The following is a 16,135-nucleotide window of genomic DNA, read 5'->3' as shown; positions in this document are numbered from 1 at the left end:
CCCCGTCAAGGGCAATTCCACGTTCGCGGTTTAGGCGGACCGTTTCAACGCGTTAACCGCCTCGCGCCACGAGGCCGCGCCGAGGATTTGCAGCAGCAGGCCATAGACCGCGATCCCGGCCCCGATCTGCAGGCCCAGCACGATCAAGCGGACGAGGCCGTGCGCCTCGGCAGGCACGAGGTCCGCGGTGAGCCAGAGCAGGGCGCCCATGGCGGCTGCGGCCAGCACGATGCGCGGCAACCGCTTGCGGGCGGTGGCATCGACCGAAAAGCCGAACTCGGCCGTGCCTTTGCGGAGCAGCGAGAGCGCGCTGCTCCAGGCGCCGGCCGCGATACTCGCCGCGATCCCGCTCGCTCCGAAAAAATGGCCGAGCAGCACGGCAAGCACGATTGCGACCGCGAAGCCTTTGGCGGTGGCGAGAAGCGGCGTCATCGTGTCGCTGCGGGCATAGAAGGCCGGCGACAGCGCCTTGATGAGTACATGCGCCGGCAGGCCCAGCGCCAGCCACATCAGCGCGTGTGCAGTCGCCGCACTGTCATCCGAGCCGAACGCGCCGTGCTCGAACAGCAGCCGTACGATCGGCTCGGCCAGCACGATCAGGCCGAGCGTCGCGGGCAGTGCCAGCCCTGCCGCCAGCTCCAGCGCGCGGGACTCCGTATGCGCCACCGCCTCGCGGTCGCCGCTTCCGACAGCGCGCGTCAGCTCCGGCACCAGCACGGTGCCCATCGCGACGCCGACGATGCCGAGCGGCAGCTCGATCAGGCGGTTGGCGAAATAGAGCCAGGACACCGCGGACGGCGTCGCGGATGCGATGATCGCGCCGGCCACCATCAGCCATTGCGGCCCGGAGCTTGCGATCATGCCGGGGATGGCCTTGGCGAAGAAGCCGCGCATCTCCTTGTCGAAGCTGACGCGCAGCGGCGTCGCGAGGCGCGCGCTTCGCTGCGACAGCAGCATCAACAATTGCAGCAGCCCTGCGATCCCGACGGTGGCCGCCAGCAGCCACGCCGCGAAGGTCGCATCGGCATGCCAGACGAGCAGCACGGCGATCGCGGCGATCAAGGCAATATTGAACAGCAGTGGCGAAAATGCCGTGAGCGCAAAGCGCCCTTGAGCGTTCAGCAGGCCCATCAGCACCGTGACCGGGCCGGCGAAGGCGAGATAAGGCAGCATCAGCCGCGCGTTCGCGACGGCAAGATCGAGCGTGCCGCTGCCGAGAAAGCCCGGCGCGATGACCGTGATGATCAATGGCATCACCAGCGCGATCACGATCGAAATCGCGACCAGGGCCGCGCTGACCGTGCCGAGCACGCGGCCTGCGAATGCGGTGGCGGCCTTCTCGCCGTCACGCTCGCGGACCCGCAGCCAGGCCGGGATCAGCGCCGCATTCAGCGCGCCCTCGCTGAGCAGGCGGCGCACCACATTGACGAGCTGGAAGGCCGCCAGAAACGCATCCGCCACGGCGCCGGTACCGAGCAGCGCCGCGATCAGGGAATCGCGCGCAAAACCCAGCAGCCGCGAGGCCAGTGTTCCCGTCGAAACTGTCAGGAAGGAGCGGATCATCGGCTCTTTATAATACCGTTGCTTGCCCGCTTGGGGCCGGTCGTGATAGGCCGCGAGCCAGATTTCAGGCCGACAGGAAGCGGATTTTCGCGGGGATCGCAATCCGCCAAACAGGATCAAGGTGAATGGCTGACGTGAAATATGACGTTCTCGGCATCGGCAACGCGCTGTTCGACGTGCTGGTCAGGACCGATGAGGCCTTTCTGGCCAAGCACGGCATGACCAAGGGCAGCATGTCCCTGATCGATGAGGCGCGGGCCGCCGCGATCTACAAGGACATGGGGCCGGCCACGGAAGTCTCGGGGGGATCTGCCGCCAACACCATCGTCGGCATCGGCAGCCTCGGGGCCCGCGCGGCCTATGTCGGCAAGGTCAAGGACGACCAGATCGGCAAGCTCTACGTCCACGACATCCGCGCTGCCGGCGTCGCCTTCAACACGCCGGCCGCGACCGACGGCCCTGCCACCGGCTGCTCCTACATCCTCGTCACGGATGACGGCGAGCGCACCATGAACACCTATCTCGGCGCGGCGCAGGACCTGTCGCCCGCCGATATCGATCCGGCCGAGATCGCCGGCGCCGGCATCGTCTATCTCGAGGGGTATCTCTGGGACCCCAAGAACGCCAAGGACGCCTTCGTCAAGGCGGCCAAGATCGCCCATGACGCCAAGCGCAAGGTGGCGCTGACGCTGTCGGATTCCTTCTGCGTCGATCGCTATCGCGACGAGTTCCTGTCCCTGATGCGCAACGGCACCGTCGACATCGTGTTCGCCAACGAGTCCGAGCTGCACTCGCTCTACATGACGTCGGATTTCGACACGGCGCTGAAGCAGCTGCGCAACGACGTCAATCTCGGCGTGGTCACCCGCAGCGAGAAGGGCTGCATGGTGGTTTCGTCTGAAGATGCCGTCGCCGCGCCGGCATTCCCCGTGGACAAGGTCATCGACACCACCGGCGCCGGCGACCTGTTCGCCGCAGGCTTCCTGTATGGCCTCGCGCGCAATCTTGCCTACAAGCAGTGCGGCGAACTCGGCGCACTCGCGGCCGCCGAAGTCATCCAGCACATCGGCGCCCGCCCGCTGGTGTCGCTGAAGGAGCTGGCAGGCCAGCGCGGGCTGACGGCGTAGGAGCGTTACGCTCGCGCCTCACACTCTACTGTCATCGCCCGGCTTGACCGGGCGATGCAGTATTCCAGAGACAATTGTGGTTCGACGATAAGCCGCGGCGTACTGGATTCCCCGCCTTCGCGGGGAATGACAGCGACGGGGCGCGAGAGTGATCAGCCCCTCACGCCGTCTTCGCTGCCTTCAGCCCCAGCCGCTGCTCCACCGCATCGCGCATCACGAATTTCTGGATCTTGCCCGTCACCGTCATCGGAAATTCGTCGACGAACTCGACGTAGCGCGGGATCTTGTTGTGGGCGATCTGGCCGTCGCAGAAGGCGCGGACCTCCTCGGCGGTCAGCGTCTCGCCCGGCCTGACGCGGATCCAGGCGCAGAGCTCCTCGCCGTAGCGGGTGTCCGCGACGCCAAAGATCTGCACGTCCTGGATCTTGGGGTGACGGTACAAGAACTCCTCGATCTCGCGCGGGTAGAGGTTCTCGCCGCCGCGGATCACCAGATCCTTGATGCGGCCGACGATGTTGCAATAACCCTCGTCGTCGATGGTGGCGAGGTCGCCGGTGTGCATCCAGCCATTGGCGTCGAGCACGTCGGCCGTCTTCTCCGTCTCCTCCCAATAGCCCAGCATGACGCTGTAGCCGCGGGTGCAGAGCTCGCCGCGTTCGCCGCGCTTGACGATCCGCCCCTCGAGATCGATGACCTTGACCTCGACATGCGGATGAATGCGGCCGACGGTAGAGACGCGTCGCTCCAGCGGATCGTCGGTTGCGCTCTGGAAACTGACCGGGCTGGTTTCGGTCATGCCATAGGCGATGGTGACCTCGCGCATGTTCATCTCGGTATTGACGCGCTTCATCACCTCGATCGGGCAGGGCGCGCCGGCCATGATGCCGGTGCGCAATGACTTCAGATTGAAAGTCTTGAACTCGGGATGATCGAGCTCCGCGATGAACATGGTCGGCACGCCGTAGAGTGCCGTGCACTTCTCCTGTTCGATCGTACGCAGCGTCGCGAGCGGATCGAAGCCCTCGCCGGGGTAAACCATGGTGGTGCCGAGCGTGACCGAGGCGAGGTTGCCCATCACCATGCCGAAGCAATGATACAGCGGCACCGGAATGCAGATGCGATCCTGCTCCGTCAGCCGCATCGCGCGTCCCGTGAAATAGCCGTTGTTGAGGATGTTGTGGTGGGTCAGCGTGACGCCCTTCGGCGATCCCGTGGTGCCGCTGGTGAACTGGATGTTGACGGGGTCGTCGAATTGCAGCTCGCGGCCGAGCGCGGCAAGCTGCTGACGATGCCGGTCGCCGCCCATGTGCGCGACCTCGTCGAAGGCAATCGTGCCGGCCGCGGCGGGGCCGCCGATCTGAAACACCATCCGCAAGGCCGGCAAGCGTGCCGCGTGCAGCTGTCCGGGCTTTGAGCCTGCCAGCTCCGGCAACAGCGTGTTGAGCATCTCCATGTAATTGCTGGTCTTGAAGGCGGTGGCGGTGACGATCGCCGCGCAGCCGACTTTCTTCAGCGCAAACTCCAGCTCGCTGAGCCGGTAGGCGGGGTTGATCGTCACCAAGATCAGCCCGGCCTTCGCGGCGGCGAACTGGGTCAGCGTCCATTCCGGCCTGTTCAGCGACCAGATGCCGATCCGCATCCCCCGTTCGAGCCCGAGTGCGAGAAAGCCCGCGGCGAGCGCGTCGACCCGCTCGGCGAATTCCCGCCAGGTCCATCGGACGCCGTGGCTGGGTGAGACCAGCGCCTCGCGTTTCCCCCAGCGCCGCACCGCGTGGTCGAGGCTGCGACCGATGGTGTCGCCGAGCAGCGGCGTGTCCGAGATGCCGCAAACGTAGCTGTCCGCTTTATCCGCCAGGTCGCTCGCCAAGTTCGTCTCCTCAAAGCTGGTGCCTCGTGCCCGAAGCCGATGGCTCTTGGCACGAGGTTATCGATTGCTGCGAAGGCGCGCGACTTCGCGCACCTCATACTAAGTGGCTAGGCCGCCTTCTGTCCGCTGCCCGCATCGAGCCCGGCATAGACCCCGCGCTCGAAGCCTGCGAACGCCTCCAGGCACTTGCCGTCGGCGAACGGGAGCAGCTGCATCAGGATCACGCCGGTGACGTCGCGCGCGGGATCGATCCAGTAATAGGTGTTGGCGAGGCCGGCCCAGGCGAGGCTGCCGGCGCTGCGGCCCTCGGCGGTCTTGGCGGTGTTGATCATGAAGCTGAGGCCCCACTTCTTCACCTGCTCCGGATAGAGATCGACGTCGTTGGTGTACATCGGCGCCGATGTCGTCATCTTGCCCATGGCGAGATCGCCGATGTGGTTCTGGCCCATCGTCGCCACGGTCTCGGCCTTCAGCACCTGGTTGCCGTTGCCGCGGCCCTTGTTCAGGATCATCTGGGTGAACTTGATGTAGTCGGCCGCGGTCGAATAGAGGCCGCCGCCACCCATGTGGAATTCCGGCTCCTGCTCCAGCTCGAACGGGATCGCTGCGAGCTGGCCGTCCTCGCCGCGCGCATGCATGCCGACGAGGCGCTTGCGCATGCTGTCGGTGATCTTGAACGCCGTGTCGCTCATGCCGAGCGGGTTGAACAGGTTGTCGCGCAGGTAGGCATCCAGCCGCTTGCCGCTGACGGCCTCCACCGCCTTGCCGACGAAATCGATGTTCGTGCCGTATTCCCAGCGCGTGCCGGGGTCGGTCATGATAGGCGTCTTCAGCGCCGCGTTCTGGCAGGTGGTGATCGCGGGAATGCCGTGCTTGTCCAGATAGACCGCGAGATCGCCGTTCCACATGTTGTAGCAGAACCCGGCGGTGTGGGTCATGAGCTGGCGCAGCGTGATGGGCCGCTTGGCCGGCCGCAGCTTGGCCTCGCCCTTGGCGTCAAAACCTTCGAGCACTTGCGGATTGGCGAGATCGAGCAACAGCTCGCCGATCGGCGCATCCAGCGACAGCTTGCCCTGCTCGACCAACTGCATCGCTCCCGCTGTCGTCACCGCCTTGGTCATCGAGGCGATCCAGAACACGCTGTCAGCGGTCATCGGATCGGGCTTCGACAGGTCGCGCTTGCCGAACGCGCCCTGATACAGCACGTCGTTACCGCTGGCGGCGATGGCGACGACGCCGGGAATCTCCTTGGCTTCGCTCTTCTGACGCAAAATCTCGTCGATCTCAGCTTTGCTTTGCATGGCGTTTCCTCGGGTTTGATTATTGTTGGCAGTGATCGATTGTCCTCCCGCACGCTCTGTGCGGCAAGCGTGTCCAGATGCCCGCTGCGGTCGCGATGTCGTGACTTGACGGTCCGTGCGCCACGCAGGACGACAGGTGGGCTCAACGGCAACACTCCGTCACAATCTGCGGTGGATGGCCGCACGTCGCAGTGACCGTGGATGGGCTCTGGCGATATGTTTCACCTGTTTGAAAGCACTTGAAACATTTTGTGCGTTGCGGCGTTTCAGCTCGCGGCCAATCGGCCGACGACGTTAAGACTTGATGCAAATTGGCGGCTGCTGACCGGCCGCGAGGGGACCTCAAATGATTTCGACCTGGAGTGAATGGAAGCGCTATCCCCGTCCCGGACGGGGCGAGAACCTGGAGGCGCCGATCTCGCCCGGCATTTACGAGGTCCGTGTCGCCGGCACCGGCGCGCTCTATTCCTTCGGTGCGGTCGACAATCTGGCGCAATCCCTGGCGCTGCTGCCGGTCGGCTCCAAGTCGTGGTTCGGACGCCGCAACGCGTCCGACGTGCCCGATCTCGAATACCGGACCTGCGCGACCTCCTCGAAGGCCGACGCCAAGGCCGCGGCCGAGCGCATGATTGGCCGCCGCGAGACCTATATGAGCGGCGCGGCGTAAGGCCGCTCTCTCTCAAGCTACAAGCAGATGTGCGTCGCGGGGCGGTGCATTGGGCACCGCTTGCCCCTATATTCCGGGCCGATCCGATCGCCCAAGTCCGATCGCCCAAGTCCGATTGCCCCCTGGGAGTAACGCCATGACACCGACCGCCGCCGCACGCGCCCCGCAATCCACCGCCACCCTGCGCGACCGGTTGAAGGACCCTTCGCTCCTGAAGGAGGCCTGCTACATCGACGGCGCCTGGGTCGGCACGCCGGTGTTCGCCGTCAACAATCCCGCGACCGGCGTCGAGCTGGCAAAAGTTCCGCAGTTCGGCGCGGACGAGACCACCAGGGCGGTGGAAGCCGCCGAGCGCGCCTTTCCGGGCTGGGCCAAGCACACCGCCAAGCAGCGCTCCAACATCCTGCGCAAATGGTTCGAGCTGATCACAGCCAACCGCGAGGACCTCGCGCTGATCCTCACCTCGGAGCAGGGCAAGCCGCTCTCGGAGGCGCTCGGCGAGGTCGATATTGGCGCGGCCTATATCGAATTCTTCGCCGAGGAAGCGAGGCGCGTCTATGGCGAGACCATCCCGACGCAGCGGCCCGATGCGCGGCTGCTCGCGATCAAGCAGCCGATCGGCGTCTGCGGTGCCATCACGCCATGGAATTTCCCGAACTCTATGATTACGCGAAAAGTGTCGCCGGCACTGGCCGCTGGTTGCACCGTGGTGCTGAAGCCCGCCAACGAGACCCCGCTGTCGGCGCTGGCGCTGGCCGTGCTCGCCGAGAAGGCGGGCATCCCCAAGGGCGTGCTCAACATCATCACCGGTGACGCGCCGCCGATCGGCAAGGTGCTGTGCGAGCATCCGGCCGTGCGCTTCGTCGGCTTCACCGGCTCGACCGCGGTCGGCAAGATCCTCTATCAGCAGGCCTCCGTCGGCGTGAAGCGGCTCGGCCTCGAGCTGGGCGGCAATGCGCCCTTCGTGGTGTTCGACGACGCCGACATCGACGCTGCGGTCGAGGGCGCCATCGTCTCGAAATATCGCAACATGGGCCAGACCTGCGTCTGCGCCAACCGCCTCTACGCCCAGGACAAGATCTACGACGAGTTCGTGCAGAAGCTCTCGAAGAAAGTTGCCGCGATGAAGATCGGCGATGGCACCGAGAGCGGCGTCACGCAGGGCCCGCTGATCAACATGAAGGCGGTCGACAAGGTCGAGCGCCATATCGCGGATGCCGTCAAGCGCGGCGCCAAGGTCGTGACCGGCGGCAAGCGCAGCGAGCTCGGCCGCTCGTTCTTCGAGCCCACGGTGCTCGCCGACGTCAAGTCGGACTCGCTGGTGTCGCAGGAAGAAACCTTCGGCCCGCTCGCGCCGGTGATCCGCTTCAAGGACGAGGCCGACGTCATCGCGATGTGCAACGCCTCGCCGTTCGGCCTGGCTTCGTATTTCTACTCCCGCGATCTCGGCCGCGTCTGGCGCGTCGCCGAAGCGCTGGAGTCAGGCATGGTCGGCGTCAACACCGGCCTGATCACCACGGAAGTTGCGCCGTTCGGCGGTGTCAAGGAAAGCGGCCTCGGCCGTGAAGGCTCCCGCCACGGCATGGAAGAATATGTCGAGATCAAATACGTGATGATGGCGGGGGTGTAACCCGACGATCGGCGATGCGCGCCGGCGATTTGAGTTCGCCGGCGCGAATGGCATCAGCGGCAGACGTAGGCGCCGTTCACATAGACGCGGACGCACGCTGTGCCGGCAGCTGCCGCACCCGCAGCCGCGCCCCCTACGACCGCGCGACGCGTGGTTCGACGGGCGACGCCGGCAACGCTCACGGGGGTTAACGGCCGGCCGACTCTGGCTTCAGCGCTTGGAACGCCGAACGCGATGCCGGCGTCGTTCGACCAGTTTGTCGAGCCAAAAATTCCGCAGCCCAGCGCGGCTGCAAAAAGTAACGTTCGCTTCGTGCCGACCAGCCTCATGGCAATCTCCCTCGTTGTTGTACCAATCCGAGGTGATCAGCTTTCTTTGATCGTGGGCGCCTGGCTTGATCTGGATCAATGAGTCGAGATCGCGCGGCAGCAACCGCGCGCTAGATCTTCAGCTCCGCTCCCGTCACCCGCCGATACGCTTCCAGATACCGCTTGCTGGTCGCCTCCACCACGCTCGCCGGCAGCGGCGGCGGGGGAGCGTCGCCGTTCCAGCGGCCGGCGCGGCGCTCGACGTCGAGATAGTCGCGCAGGGGCTGCTTGTCGAAGCTCGCCTGTGGCTGGCCGGGCTTATAGGCATCGACCGCCCAGAAGCGCGAGGAATCCGGCGTCATGACTTCGTCGATCAGGATGATGCGGCCGTCCTTGTCGCGGCCGAACTCGAACTTGGTGTCGGCGATGATGATGCCCTGCTCGCGGGCGAGCTCCTCGCCCAGCGTATAGATCGCGCGCGTCATGCTCTCCAGCGTGTAGGCGGTCTCGTCGCCGACCACGCTGCGCATCTTCGCGATGGTGATGTTCTCGTCATGGCCGGTCTCGGCCTTGGTCGCCGGGCTGAAGATCGCGGGCTCCAGCTTTTCGCTCTCGACGAGACCCGCTTTCAGCGTCTCGCCAGCGAGCGTGCCTGAGGCGGCGTATTCCTTCCAGGCCGAGCCCGAGAGATAGCCGCGGATCACGCATTCGATCGGGAAGACGGTGGTGCGTTTGCACAGCATCGCGCGGCCGAGGATCTCGGCGCGGTGGGCTTTGAGCGCCGGCACGGCGGCGATGATCTCGTCGGTGTCGGCACTGATCATGTGATGCGGCACCACGCCTTCGAGCTCGTTGAACCAGAACGCGCTGATCTGCGTCAGCACCGCGCCCTTCATCGGGATGGTCTCGCCCATCACGACGTCGAAGGCGCTGATGCGGTCGGTGGTGACGAGCAGCAGGCGGTCGTCGTCGACGGCGTAGATGTCGCGCACCTTGCCGCGTCCGATCTTGGGCAGGGGCAGGTCGCTGGAGAGCATGGTGGTCATCGGCAGAGCTTTCGCGGACAGGGCAGGGGAATCCGGCCGCGCCTGGGTGGTACGGCCGGACACCGGATTAGCCTATTCCGGCAGCGGAATGAACTCGTGTTCCTGCGGAACTGCGGCGAAGCGGCCGGTTTTCCAGTCCTGCTTGGCCTGCTCGATCCGCTCCTTGCTGGAGGAGACGAAATTCCACCAGATGTGGCGCGGCCCCTCCAGTGCATCGCCGCCGAGAAACATCATTCGCGTCGCCTTGAGCGCCTTCACGGTGATGCGGTCGCCGGGGCGGAAGATCAGCAGCCGCGGCCCCTCATAGCGCTCGCTCGCGATCTCGACCTCGCCCTCCACCACGTAGATCGCCCGCTCCTCATGGTCAGGGTCGAGCGGCACGCTCGCGCCCGCGACGGCCGTGACCTCGGTGTAGAACCAGGGCGACACCATCGTGACCGGCGAGGTGATGCCGAACGCCGAACCCGCGATCACCCGCGCGGTAAAATCGCGCTCGGAAATCATCGGCAGATCGCCGGCCGCGTAATGCTGGAATGACGGCGCGATCTCCTCCGATCCCGCCGGCAGCGCGATCCAGCTCTGCAGGCCCAGCATCTTCTGCCCCGAGGCGCGCTGCGCGTCCGGCGTCCGCTCGGAATGGGCGATGCCGCGCCCCGCCGTCATCAAGTTCATCGCGCCCGGCGCGATCTCCTGGACGTTGCCCTCGCTGTCGCGATGCATGATCGCGCCGTCGAACAGATAGGTCACGGTGGCGAGCCCGATATGCGGATGCGGCCGCACATCCATGCCCTTGCCGGAGACGAACTGCACCGGGCCGAAATGGTCGAAGAAGATGAACGGCCCGACCATCTGCCGCTTGCCGTGCGGCAGCGCGCGCCGCACCGCGAATCCGTCGCCGAGATCGCGCGTGCGCGGCACGATGACGAGGTCGAGCGCGTCGCAGGACATGGGATCGCCGAGCACGGGATCGTTCGAGGGCTGCCAGCTCATGAGGGGGCTCCTTTTTGACTTTCTTGGACGCGAGCCTAGCAGGAATTTGCAGCATCGTCGCGGCAAAGGCAGCGCTCTGCGCCGCGGTCCGCAACAGCGCCAAATGCACGAGTGGAGGTCGGCGTGGCATGCGGATCGTCCTTGAAAAAGCCGGCGCAACCAACGATGTTCGGCTGCTTTCAACTGCGACCGTTCGCCCAGCCGATGACCCTTGCCGCAACCGAGCTTGCCTTTCGCGCCGCCAGCGTCGCTCTGCTGCTGGTGCTGGCGGCGTCATTGATCGCCGATTTCCGCAACGTGCTGGCGGGGCGGCTCGGTGCTGCTCTCGCACTGGGCTTGGCCGCGCATGCGGTGAGCTATTCGGTGGGTGTCACGTCGCGGATCCCGGTATCGCATGCGCCGCTGGTTGCGCTATCGACCGGCAACATCGTGGTATTCTGGTTGTTCACGCGCGCGCTGTTCGACGACGAGTTTCGCCTCCGCTGGTGGCACGGATGGGTCTGGGCGCTGGTCACCGCCTTCAGCTTCGCCGGCTGCGTCTGGATCGCGCCGGGCGGCCATGTGCGATTCTCGGTGACTTTGGTCAATTTGATCGTGCTTGAGTTCATCGCGCTTGCGATCGGGCAGACGATCGCCTCGTGGCCGGCCGATCTGGTCGAGCGCCGCCGCCGCGTTCGCGTGTTCATCGTCTGTGCGGGCGCGCTCTATGGCGGCGTGAATGCGGCTCTCCAGATCGCCGTCGCGGGCAGCAAAGTCGGCGATGTCGCCGACGCGATCAATACTGGCGTGCTCGCCTGTATCGTCGCGGCCATCGCCTACGCCATGATGCGCGTCGATGCCGCCGATCTGTTTCCGGTCGAAGCGAAGGCCGCACCGGTGGTCGTTTTCGCCCCGCAAGCCGCTGAAGACGCCGCCGATCAAAAGCTCATCGATGCCCTGATGCGGCTGATGGCGGACGAGCGGGTCTATCGCCAGGAGAACATCACCATCGGCGTGCTGGCGGGTCGGCTGAAGATCCCGGAATACCGCCTGCGCCGGCTGATCAACCAGCGCCTCGGCTACCGCAACTTCAATGTGTTCCTGAACAATCACCGGATCGAGGAGGCCAAGGCCGCGCTCGCCGATCCCGCCCAGGCCGAGGTCCCCGTCATCACCATCGCGATGGATGCCGGCTTCCAGTCGCTCGGCCCGTTCAACCGCGCCTTCAAGGCGGTGACGGGCGTGACGCCGACGGAATACCGGCGGCTGAAAGTGAATGCGATCTAAATCCTAAACTGCTGTAATCGCAGCATGATTTCAGAATCAACCAGTCCTCTCCGACTTCGACCAGACCATTTTCCAAATGCGGCGAGCATGCCTCTGTCCGCTCCGGCTTTCCTCCCGGGCTCGCGCCCCAAGCCGGAGAAAGCCAGTGACCCGCCGCCGCCAGATCGTCCTCCTCACCGCCACCATCACCGCTGCCGGCCTTGCGCTCGGCGCCGCGCGCGCTCGCGATGTGCCGAAGGTCGCCACCGGCTTCGTCGCCGACATCCTGTGCTCGGAGACGTTCGTCTCCGGCCTCGATCCGCAGCGCAACTTCACCGAGACCACCGATGCGATGCCCGGAACGGGCCTGATCACCTGGGCCATGGACACGCGGGTCGATCGCGTCCGCAAGGACGTCACGGTGACGCTGTTCGGCGTCGGCCGCAGCCGTGCCGTCTATCGCGAGGGGCTCGGCTGCACGCTCGACCATGGCGCGGGGATGGCTGCCGTCGAGCCGCCCGCGAACGACAGGCAGCCCGCGCTGCTGCCCGAGATCGCCGGCTCTGAGATCGTGCCGCCGCAAAGCTCCTCACTTGCCGCCGCGCTCGATCGCGCCTTCACCGAGCCGACGCAGCCGCCTTACCGGCGCACCCGCGCGGTGGTCGTGATGAAGTCGGGCCGCGTCGTCGCGGAGCGTTATGCAGGGGGCATTGGACCGGAGACGCCGCTGCTCGGCTTCTCCATGACGAAATCGATCATCTCGGCGCTGATCGGCGTGCTGGTGCGCCAGGGCAAGCTGAAGCTCGACGGGCCCGCGCCGGTCGCGGCCTGGAAAGACCCGGATGATCCCCGACATGCCATCACGGTCGACCAGCTTCTGCGCCATACCGCAGGGCTTGCGCTCGGCAGCTCGCTGCAGGCCTCGCTCGGCTCGGCCTTCGAGCCGGTCAACCGGATGAAGTTCATGGAATCGGACATGGCCGCCTATGCCGAGACCATCCCGCTCGAGACCGCGCCAGGCGCTGCCTGGAATTATCACGACGGCAACATCCTCATCCTCTCGCATCTGATCCGCGATGCGGCCGGCGGCAATCCCGAAGACGCGTTACGCTTTGCGCGCCGTGAATTGTTCGCCCCGCTCGGCATGCGCCGTGTCGTCCTCCAGCTCGATGGCTCCGGCACGATCGAAGGATCGAGCGAGATGCTCGCATCCGCGCGCGACTGGGCGCGCTTCGGCCAGCTCTATCTCAATGACGGCATCGCCGGCGGCAGACGCATTCTGCCTGAGGGATGGGCGAACTATTCGGCGACGGCAACGCCGAATGCGTGGGTCGGCATCGGTGCCGGCTTCTGGACCAACCAGGGCGACAGCTTTGGCGCGAAGTTGCGCATCGCCCATGGCTGGCCGCGCGATGCCTTCTTCGCCAAGGGCACCATCGGGCAATACACCATCGTGATCCCGTCGCAGCAATTGGTGATCGTCCGCCTCGGCCGCTCGCCGAACGGTCCGCCGGAAGCGGACGGCGTGTTCGACCTCGTGCGTGATGTCGTGGCCGCGACGCGGGAGAAGGGCAAGCTGGCGGGGGCGGATTGAGAAGAGCGGGTTGCTTCTTCTTCCTTCCTCCCTTGCGGGAGAAGGTGGCGCGAAGCGCCGGATGAGGGGTATCTATCCACACGACAGATGAGAGAGATTCGTCTGCTGAGGCATACCCCTCACCCGTCTCGCCGCTGCGCGGCGAGCCACCCTCTCCCACAAGGGGAGAGGGAAAGATAACGACTACCTCCCCAATTCCGTCGCCTTGGCCACGCGATCGAACCGCTCCAGCGTCATGATCGCGTCCGCAAACTTCTCCGCACGCGCGTTCAGCACCGGGCGCGCCAGCGTCAGGAACTTCTGCTGCATCGCCTGCGCATCCGGGAACGAGGTCGGCTCTCCGGACGGATCCGCATAGAGCCGCTCGTGCACGCCGTCGTCCGTGGTGATGCTGACCCGGGCGCCGAACGGATGCGTGCGGCCGACCTCCAACCGATCATCCTGCACCACGTCGAATTTGTCGGCGAGCGCGTCGATCGCGGCGTCGCCGAGGCGGTTGTAATCGTCCCAGCCGAACGAACCCTGGTCGAGCGCAAGCGCGCCGGTGAAGAACATCGAGAACTGGCCGCCGACGATCGAGGTCGGATGCCGCTTGGTTGCGGCATCGCCGGTGAGCGTGATGCCGTTGCGATGCAAGCCGATCTCGACGCGCTTGACCTGGTCGGGCGTCAGATTGTGCTCGCGCCGCATCGCGATCAGCGCGTCGATTGCTGCATGCGTATAGCGGCAGCTCGGATAGGGTTTGACGCCGATCTTCATGGTCTCATAGGTCTTGCCGAGCTCGGCGACCGCCTTGCCCGGATGCGCGTCGTCGGTGTAGCCGGCGAGCAGGCCGTGCTTGCCCTCGACCGATTCCGTCGCGCCGACAAAATCGTTGCGCGCCAGCGTCGCGGCGATCACGCCGTTCATCGCGGCCGCGCCGACCTGATAGCGCTTGTTCCAGGCGCCGTTGACCAGGAATTGCAGCGAGCCCGCGGCCTGGCTGCCGGAGACGCCGAAGGCGGCGATCAGCTGTTTCTCGCTGAGGCCGAACAGTTTTCCGGCCGCCGCGGCGGCGCCATAGGTGCCGGCGGTCGCGGTCGGGTGGAAGCCGCGCGCGTAATGCGAGGTCGGGTCGAGCGCATTGCCGAGCCGGCAGCAGACCTCATAGCCCGCGACGATCGCGGTCAGCACGTCGCGTCCCGAGGCGCCGACCATCTCGCCGACGGCGAAGGCGGCCGGGACCACAGGCGCGCTCGGATGCAGCGAGGAATCAGCGTGGGTGTCGTCGAAATCGAGGGAATGGCCGAGCGCGCCGTTGAGCAGGGCCGCGACCGCCGGTGTCCAGGTCTTGCTGTCGCCGAACACGGTGGATTCGCCCTTGGTGTCGAGTGCCAGCGCCTCCAGCATCTTCAGGATCGACGGGGTCGATTCTGCTTCGCTGCGGGCCCGGATCGCGCTGCCGAGGAAGTCCAGCGTCAGCACCTTGGCGCGCTCCAGCACCTCTGCCGGAATATCCCCGTATTTCAGATTGAAGACATAGGCGGCGAGCGTTGCGGTTTCGTGAGCCATCGTGTTTCCTCGTTTTGGCGCGCAAGTTAGGCGGGCTGATTTGGCCTTTCAAGCAGCCTTGCGGCCGCGGGCAGCAGCCATGCTTTTGCCTGGCCTCGAGAAGATCGGGACTTCAGACGATGGCACTCGCAAAAGAGCTGTTCGACCGGATCAGGTCGCGGCGGACCCAACTGGGATTGGCGATCCGGGTCACCGTCGCGGCGACCGCGGCCTATGCACTCGCCACCGCGCTGCATCTGCTATTGCCGCTCTGGGCGGTCCTGACCTCGCTGATCGTGACCCAGATGAGCGTCGGGCGCTCGCTGAAGGCAACGCGCGACTACATGCTCGGCACCATCGGCGGCGCGATCTATGGCGGCGCCATCGCGATCCTGATCCCCTATTCGAGCGAGGTGGGCCTGCTCGGGCTCCTGGTGCTCTCGGTCGCCCCGCTCGCCTTCATCGCTGCGATCAATCCGAGCCTCAGCGCGGCCACGGTGACGGCCGTGATCGTGCTGCTGGTTCCGACCATGCATCATTCCGATCCCATGACGTCGGCAATCGACCGCGTCAGCGAGGTCGGTGTCGGCGCGGTCACGGGACTCTTGGTCTCGTTCCTGGTGCTGCCCTCGCGCGCGGTGCGCCAGATACGTGCCAGCGCGGCGATCCTGCTCGAGCTGATCGCGGATGCCTTCACGGAATTGCTCGCCGGCCTCACGCGCGGCCGCGACAACGACGCGCTGCACCGGATCCAGGACGGCATCGGCACCGCGATGGTGGGCATGAATGCCATCGGCGCGGAGGCCGAACGCGAGCGCGCCGCGCGCCTGTCGAGTGGGCCCGACACCGGCCCGTTGCTGCGAACGGTCCTGCGGCTGCGCCACGACGTCGTCATGATCGGCCGCGCCACCGTGGTGCCGCTGCCGGTCGAGGTGCAGATGCGCCTTGCCGCTCCGCTGACGGAAGTGTCGACCGCGATCGCGCGCTTCCTGCGTTCGGCAGCCAGTGCCTTGCGCGAAGGCGCCGGCGCGCCGCCAATCCACCCCGTCCATGTCGCGCTCCAGCATTATGCCGAGGCGGTCGCCGCCGTCCGCCAGGATGGTCTGATTCGCGGTCATCCCGGCGACACCGCCGAGCGCTTCTTCGCGCTCGGCTTCTCGCTGGAGCAGATGCACCAGAATCTCTGCGACCTCGACCGTGTCGTCGGCGAATGGTCGGAGGCGGCGGCAGGTGGGCAGGCGAAGCTCGCGGAGTGAGCTGGTGCTGG

At 66.0% G+C, this 16,135-nt stretch carries 14 protein-coding genes; 7 read left to right on the top strand and 7 right to left on the bottom strand.

Features of this window, described 5'->3' with window-relative positions; all coding sequences use genetic code 11:
• Positions 1-30: 30 nt before the first annotated feature.
• Positions 31-1,563, bottom strand: a complete 1,533-nt coding sequence (gene murJ / locus AC0WRY_RS00140) for a murein biosynthesis integral membrane protein MurJ (RefSeq protein ID WP_491122523.1) — start codon at positions 1,561-1,563, stop codon at positions 31-33.
• A 125-nt stretch (positions 1,564-1,688) separates the two neighbouring features.
• On the opposite strand from murJ, the gene AC0WRY_RS00135 reads away from it, so the two are divergent.
• A complete protein-coding gene (locus AC0WRY_RS00135) occupies positions 1,689-2,690 on the top strand; it encodes an adenosine kinase (RefSeq protein WP_212064905.1) in 1,002 nt (333 codons plus the stop codon).
• A gap of 160 nt (positions 2,691-2,850) precedes the next feature.
• Here AC0WRY_RS00135 and AC0WRY_RS00130 read toward each other — a convergent pair whose 3' ends face one another.
• Both AC0WRY_RS00130 and AC0WRY_RS00125 read right to left on the bottom strand, forming a co-directional pair.
• Positions 2,851-4,545 (bottom strand): AMP-binding protein, encoded by a 1,695-nt coding sequence (locus AC0WRY_RS00130; RefSeq protein WP_491123532.1) that lies wholly within the window; start codon positions 4,543-4,545, stop codon positions 2,851-2,853.
• 119 nt (positions 4,546-4,664) lie between these two features.
• Positions 4,665-5,858 carry a serine hydrolase domain-containing protein gene (locus AC0WRY_RS00125; RefSeq protein WP_491122522.1) on the bottom strand — a complete coding sequence of 398 codons (1,194 nt, stop codon included), beginning with the start codon at positions 5,856-5,858 and terminating at the stop codon, positions 4,665-4,667.
• 346 nt (positions 5,859-6,204) lie between these two features.
• Between AC0WRY_RS00125 and AC0WRY_RS00120 the strand changes: the two genes are divergently transcribed.
• On the top strand, positions 6,205-6,525 hold the full coding sequence (locus AC0WRY_RS00120; RefSeq protein WP_128922711.1) for a hypothetical protein: 321 nt from the start codon (positions 6,205-6,207) through the stop codon (positions 6,523-6,525).
• Positions 6,526-6,661: 136 nt separating this feature from the next.
• The gene (locus AC0WRY_RS00115) at positions 6,662-8,155 is read left to right on the top strand and encodes an NAD-dependent succinate-semialdehyde dehydrogenase (protein ID WP_491122521.1); all 1,494 of its coding nucleotides are present in this window, start codon (positions 6,662-6,664) and stop codon (positions 8,153-8,155) included.
• 53 nt (positions 8,156-8,208) lie between these two features.
• Here the strand turns inward: AC0WRY_RS00115 and AC0WRY_RS00110 are convergent, their stop codons facing one another.
• The gene (locus AC0WRY_RS00110; protein ID WP_246776532.1) at positions 8,209-8,427 is read right to left on the bottom strand and encodes a hypothetical protein; all 219 of its coding nucleotides are present in this window, start codon (positions 8,425-8,427) and stop codon (positions 8,209-8,211) included.
• Here AC0WRY_RS00110 and AC0WRY_RS00105 point away from each other — a divergent pair.
• The gene (locus AC0WRY_RS00105; protein ID WP_194405118.1) at positions 8,390-8,566 is read left to right on the top strand and encodes a hypothetical protein; all 177 of its coding nucleotides are present in this window, start codon (positions 8,390-8,392) and stop codon (positions 8,564-8,566) included. The two genes, AC0WRY_RS00110 and AC0WRY_RS00105, sit on opposite strands and share 38 nt — an antisense overlap.
• Positions 8,567-8,594: 28 nt before the next feature.
• Here AC0WRY_RS00105 and AC0WRY_RS00100 read toward each other — a convergent pair whose 3' ends face one another.
• Both AC0WRY_RS00100 and AC0WRY_RS00095 read right to left on the bottom strand, forming a co-directional pair.
• Positions 8,595-9,509 carry a phosphoribosylaminoimidazolesuccinocarboxamide synthase gene (locus AC0WRY_RS00100; protein WP_491123531.1) on the bottom strand — a complete coding sequence of 305 codons (915 nt, stop codon included), beginning with the start codon at positions 9,507-9,509 and terminating at the stop codon, positions 8,595-8,597.
• A gap of 72 nt (positions 9,510-9,581) precedes the next feature.
• Positions 9,582-10,499, bottom strand: coding sequence for a pirin family protein (locus tag AC0WRY_RS00095; RefSeq protein WP_194405116.1), 918 nt, complete (start codon positions 10,497-10,499; stop codon positions 9,582-9,584).
• A 204-nt stretch (positions 10,500-10,703) separates the two neighbouring features.
• On the opposite strand from AC0WRY_RS00095, the gene AC0WRY_RS00090 reads away from it, so the two are divergent.
• Together AC0WRY_RS00090 and AC0WRY_RS00085 are read left to right on the top strand one after the other, a co-directional pair.
• Entirely contained in the window at positions 10,704-11,765 is a 1,062-nt protein-coding gene (locus tag AC0WRY_RS00090) for a helix-turn-helix domain-containing protein (protein WP_491122520.1), read from the top strand.
• A gap of 145 nt (positions 11,766-11,910) precedes the next feature.
• On the top strand, positions 11,911-13,338 hold the full coding sequence (locus tag AC0WRY_RS00085) for a serine hydrolase domain-containing protein (protein ID WP_194405114.1): 1,428 nt from the start codon (positions 11,911-11,913) through the stop codon (positions 13,336-13,338).
• A gap of 183 nt (positions 13,339-13,521) precedes the next feature.
• Here AC0WRY_RS00085 and AC0WRY_RS00080 read toward each other — a convergent pair whose 3' ends face one another.
• Positions 13,522-14,889, bottom strand: coding sequence for an MmgE/PrpD family protein (locus tag AC0WRY_RS00080; protein ID WP_194405113.1), 1,368 nt, complete (start codon positions 14,887-14,889; stop codon positions 13,522-13,524).
• 119 nt (positions 14,890-15,008) lie between these two features.
• On the opposite strand from AC0WRY_RS00080, the gene AC0WRY_RS00075 reads away from it, so the two are divergent.
• Positions 15,009-16,124, top strand: a complete 1,116-nt coding sequence (locus tag AC0WRY_RS00075; protein ID WP_491122519.1) for an FUSC family protein — start codon at positions 15,009-15,011, stop codon at positions 16,122-16,124.
• The last annotated feature ends 11 nt before the right edge of the window (positions 16,125-16,135 follow it).

It is taken from the genome of Bradyrhizobium sp. T-12 (assembly GCF_058314695.1).
The sequence above is the reverse complement of the archived record's forward strand: the minus strand, read 5'-3'. Positions and strand labels throughout refer to the sequence as shown.

Bases quoted from the DNA above. Each gene is read 5' to 3' on its own strand.
- murJ (WP_491122523.1), bottom strand. From the start codon at position 1,563: ATGATCCGCTCCTTCCTGACAGTTTCGACGGGAACACTGGCCTCGCGG.
- AC0WRY_RS00135 (WP_212064905.1), top strand. From the start codon at position 1,689: ATGGCTGACGTGAAATATGACGTTCTCGGCATCGGCAACGCGCTGTTC.
- AC0WRY_RS00125 (WP_491122522.1), bottom strand. From the start codon at position 5,858: ATGCAAAGCAAAGCTGAGATCGACGAGATTTTGCGTCAGAAGAGCGAA.
- AC0WRY_RS00120 (WP_128922711.1), top strand. From the start codon at position 6,205: ATGATTTCGACCTGGAGTGAATGGAAGCGCTATCCCCGTCCCGGACGG.
- AC0WRY_RS00115 (WP_491122521.1), top strand. From the start codon at position 6,662: ATGACACCGACCGCCGCCGCACGCGCCCCGCAATCCACCGCCACCCTG.
- AC0WRY_RS00105 (WP_194405118.1), top strand. From the start codon at position 8,390: ATGCCGGCGTCGTTCGACCAGTTTGTCGAGCCAAAAATTCCGCAGCCC.
- AC0WRY_RS00100 (WP_491123531.1), bottom strand. From the start codon at position 9,509: ATGACCACCATGCTCTCCAGCGACCTGCCCCTGCCCAAGATCGGACGC.
- AC0WRY_RS00095 (WP_194405116.1), bottom strand. From the start codon at position 10,499: ATGAGCTGGCAGCCCTCGAACGATCCCGTGCTCGGCGATCCCATGTCC.
- AC0WRY_RS00090 (WP_491122520.1), top strand. From the start codon at position 10,704: ATGACCCTTGCCGCAACCGAGCTTGCCTTTCGCGCCGCCAGCGTCGCT.
- AC0WRY_RS00080 (WP_194405113.1), bottom strand. From the start codon at position 14,889: ATGGCTCACGAAACCGCAACGCTCGCCGCCTATGTCTTCAATCTGAAA.
- AC0WRY_RS00075 (WP_491122519.1), top strand. From the start codon at position 15,009: ATGGCACTCGCAAAAGAGCTGTTCGACCGGATCAGGTCGCGGCGGACC.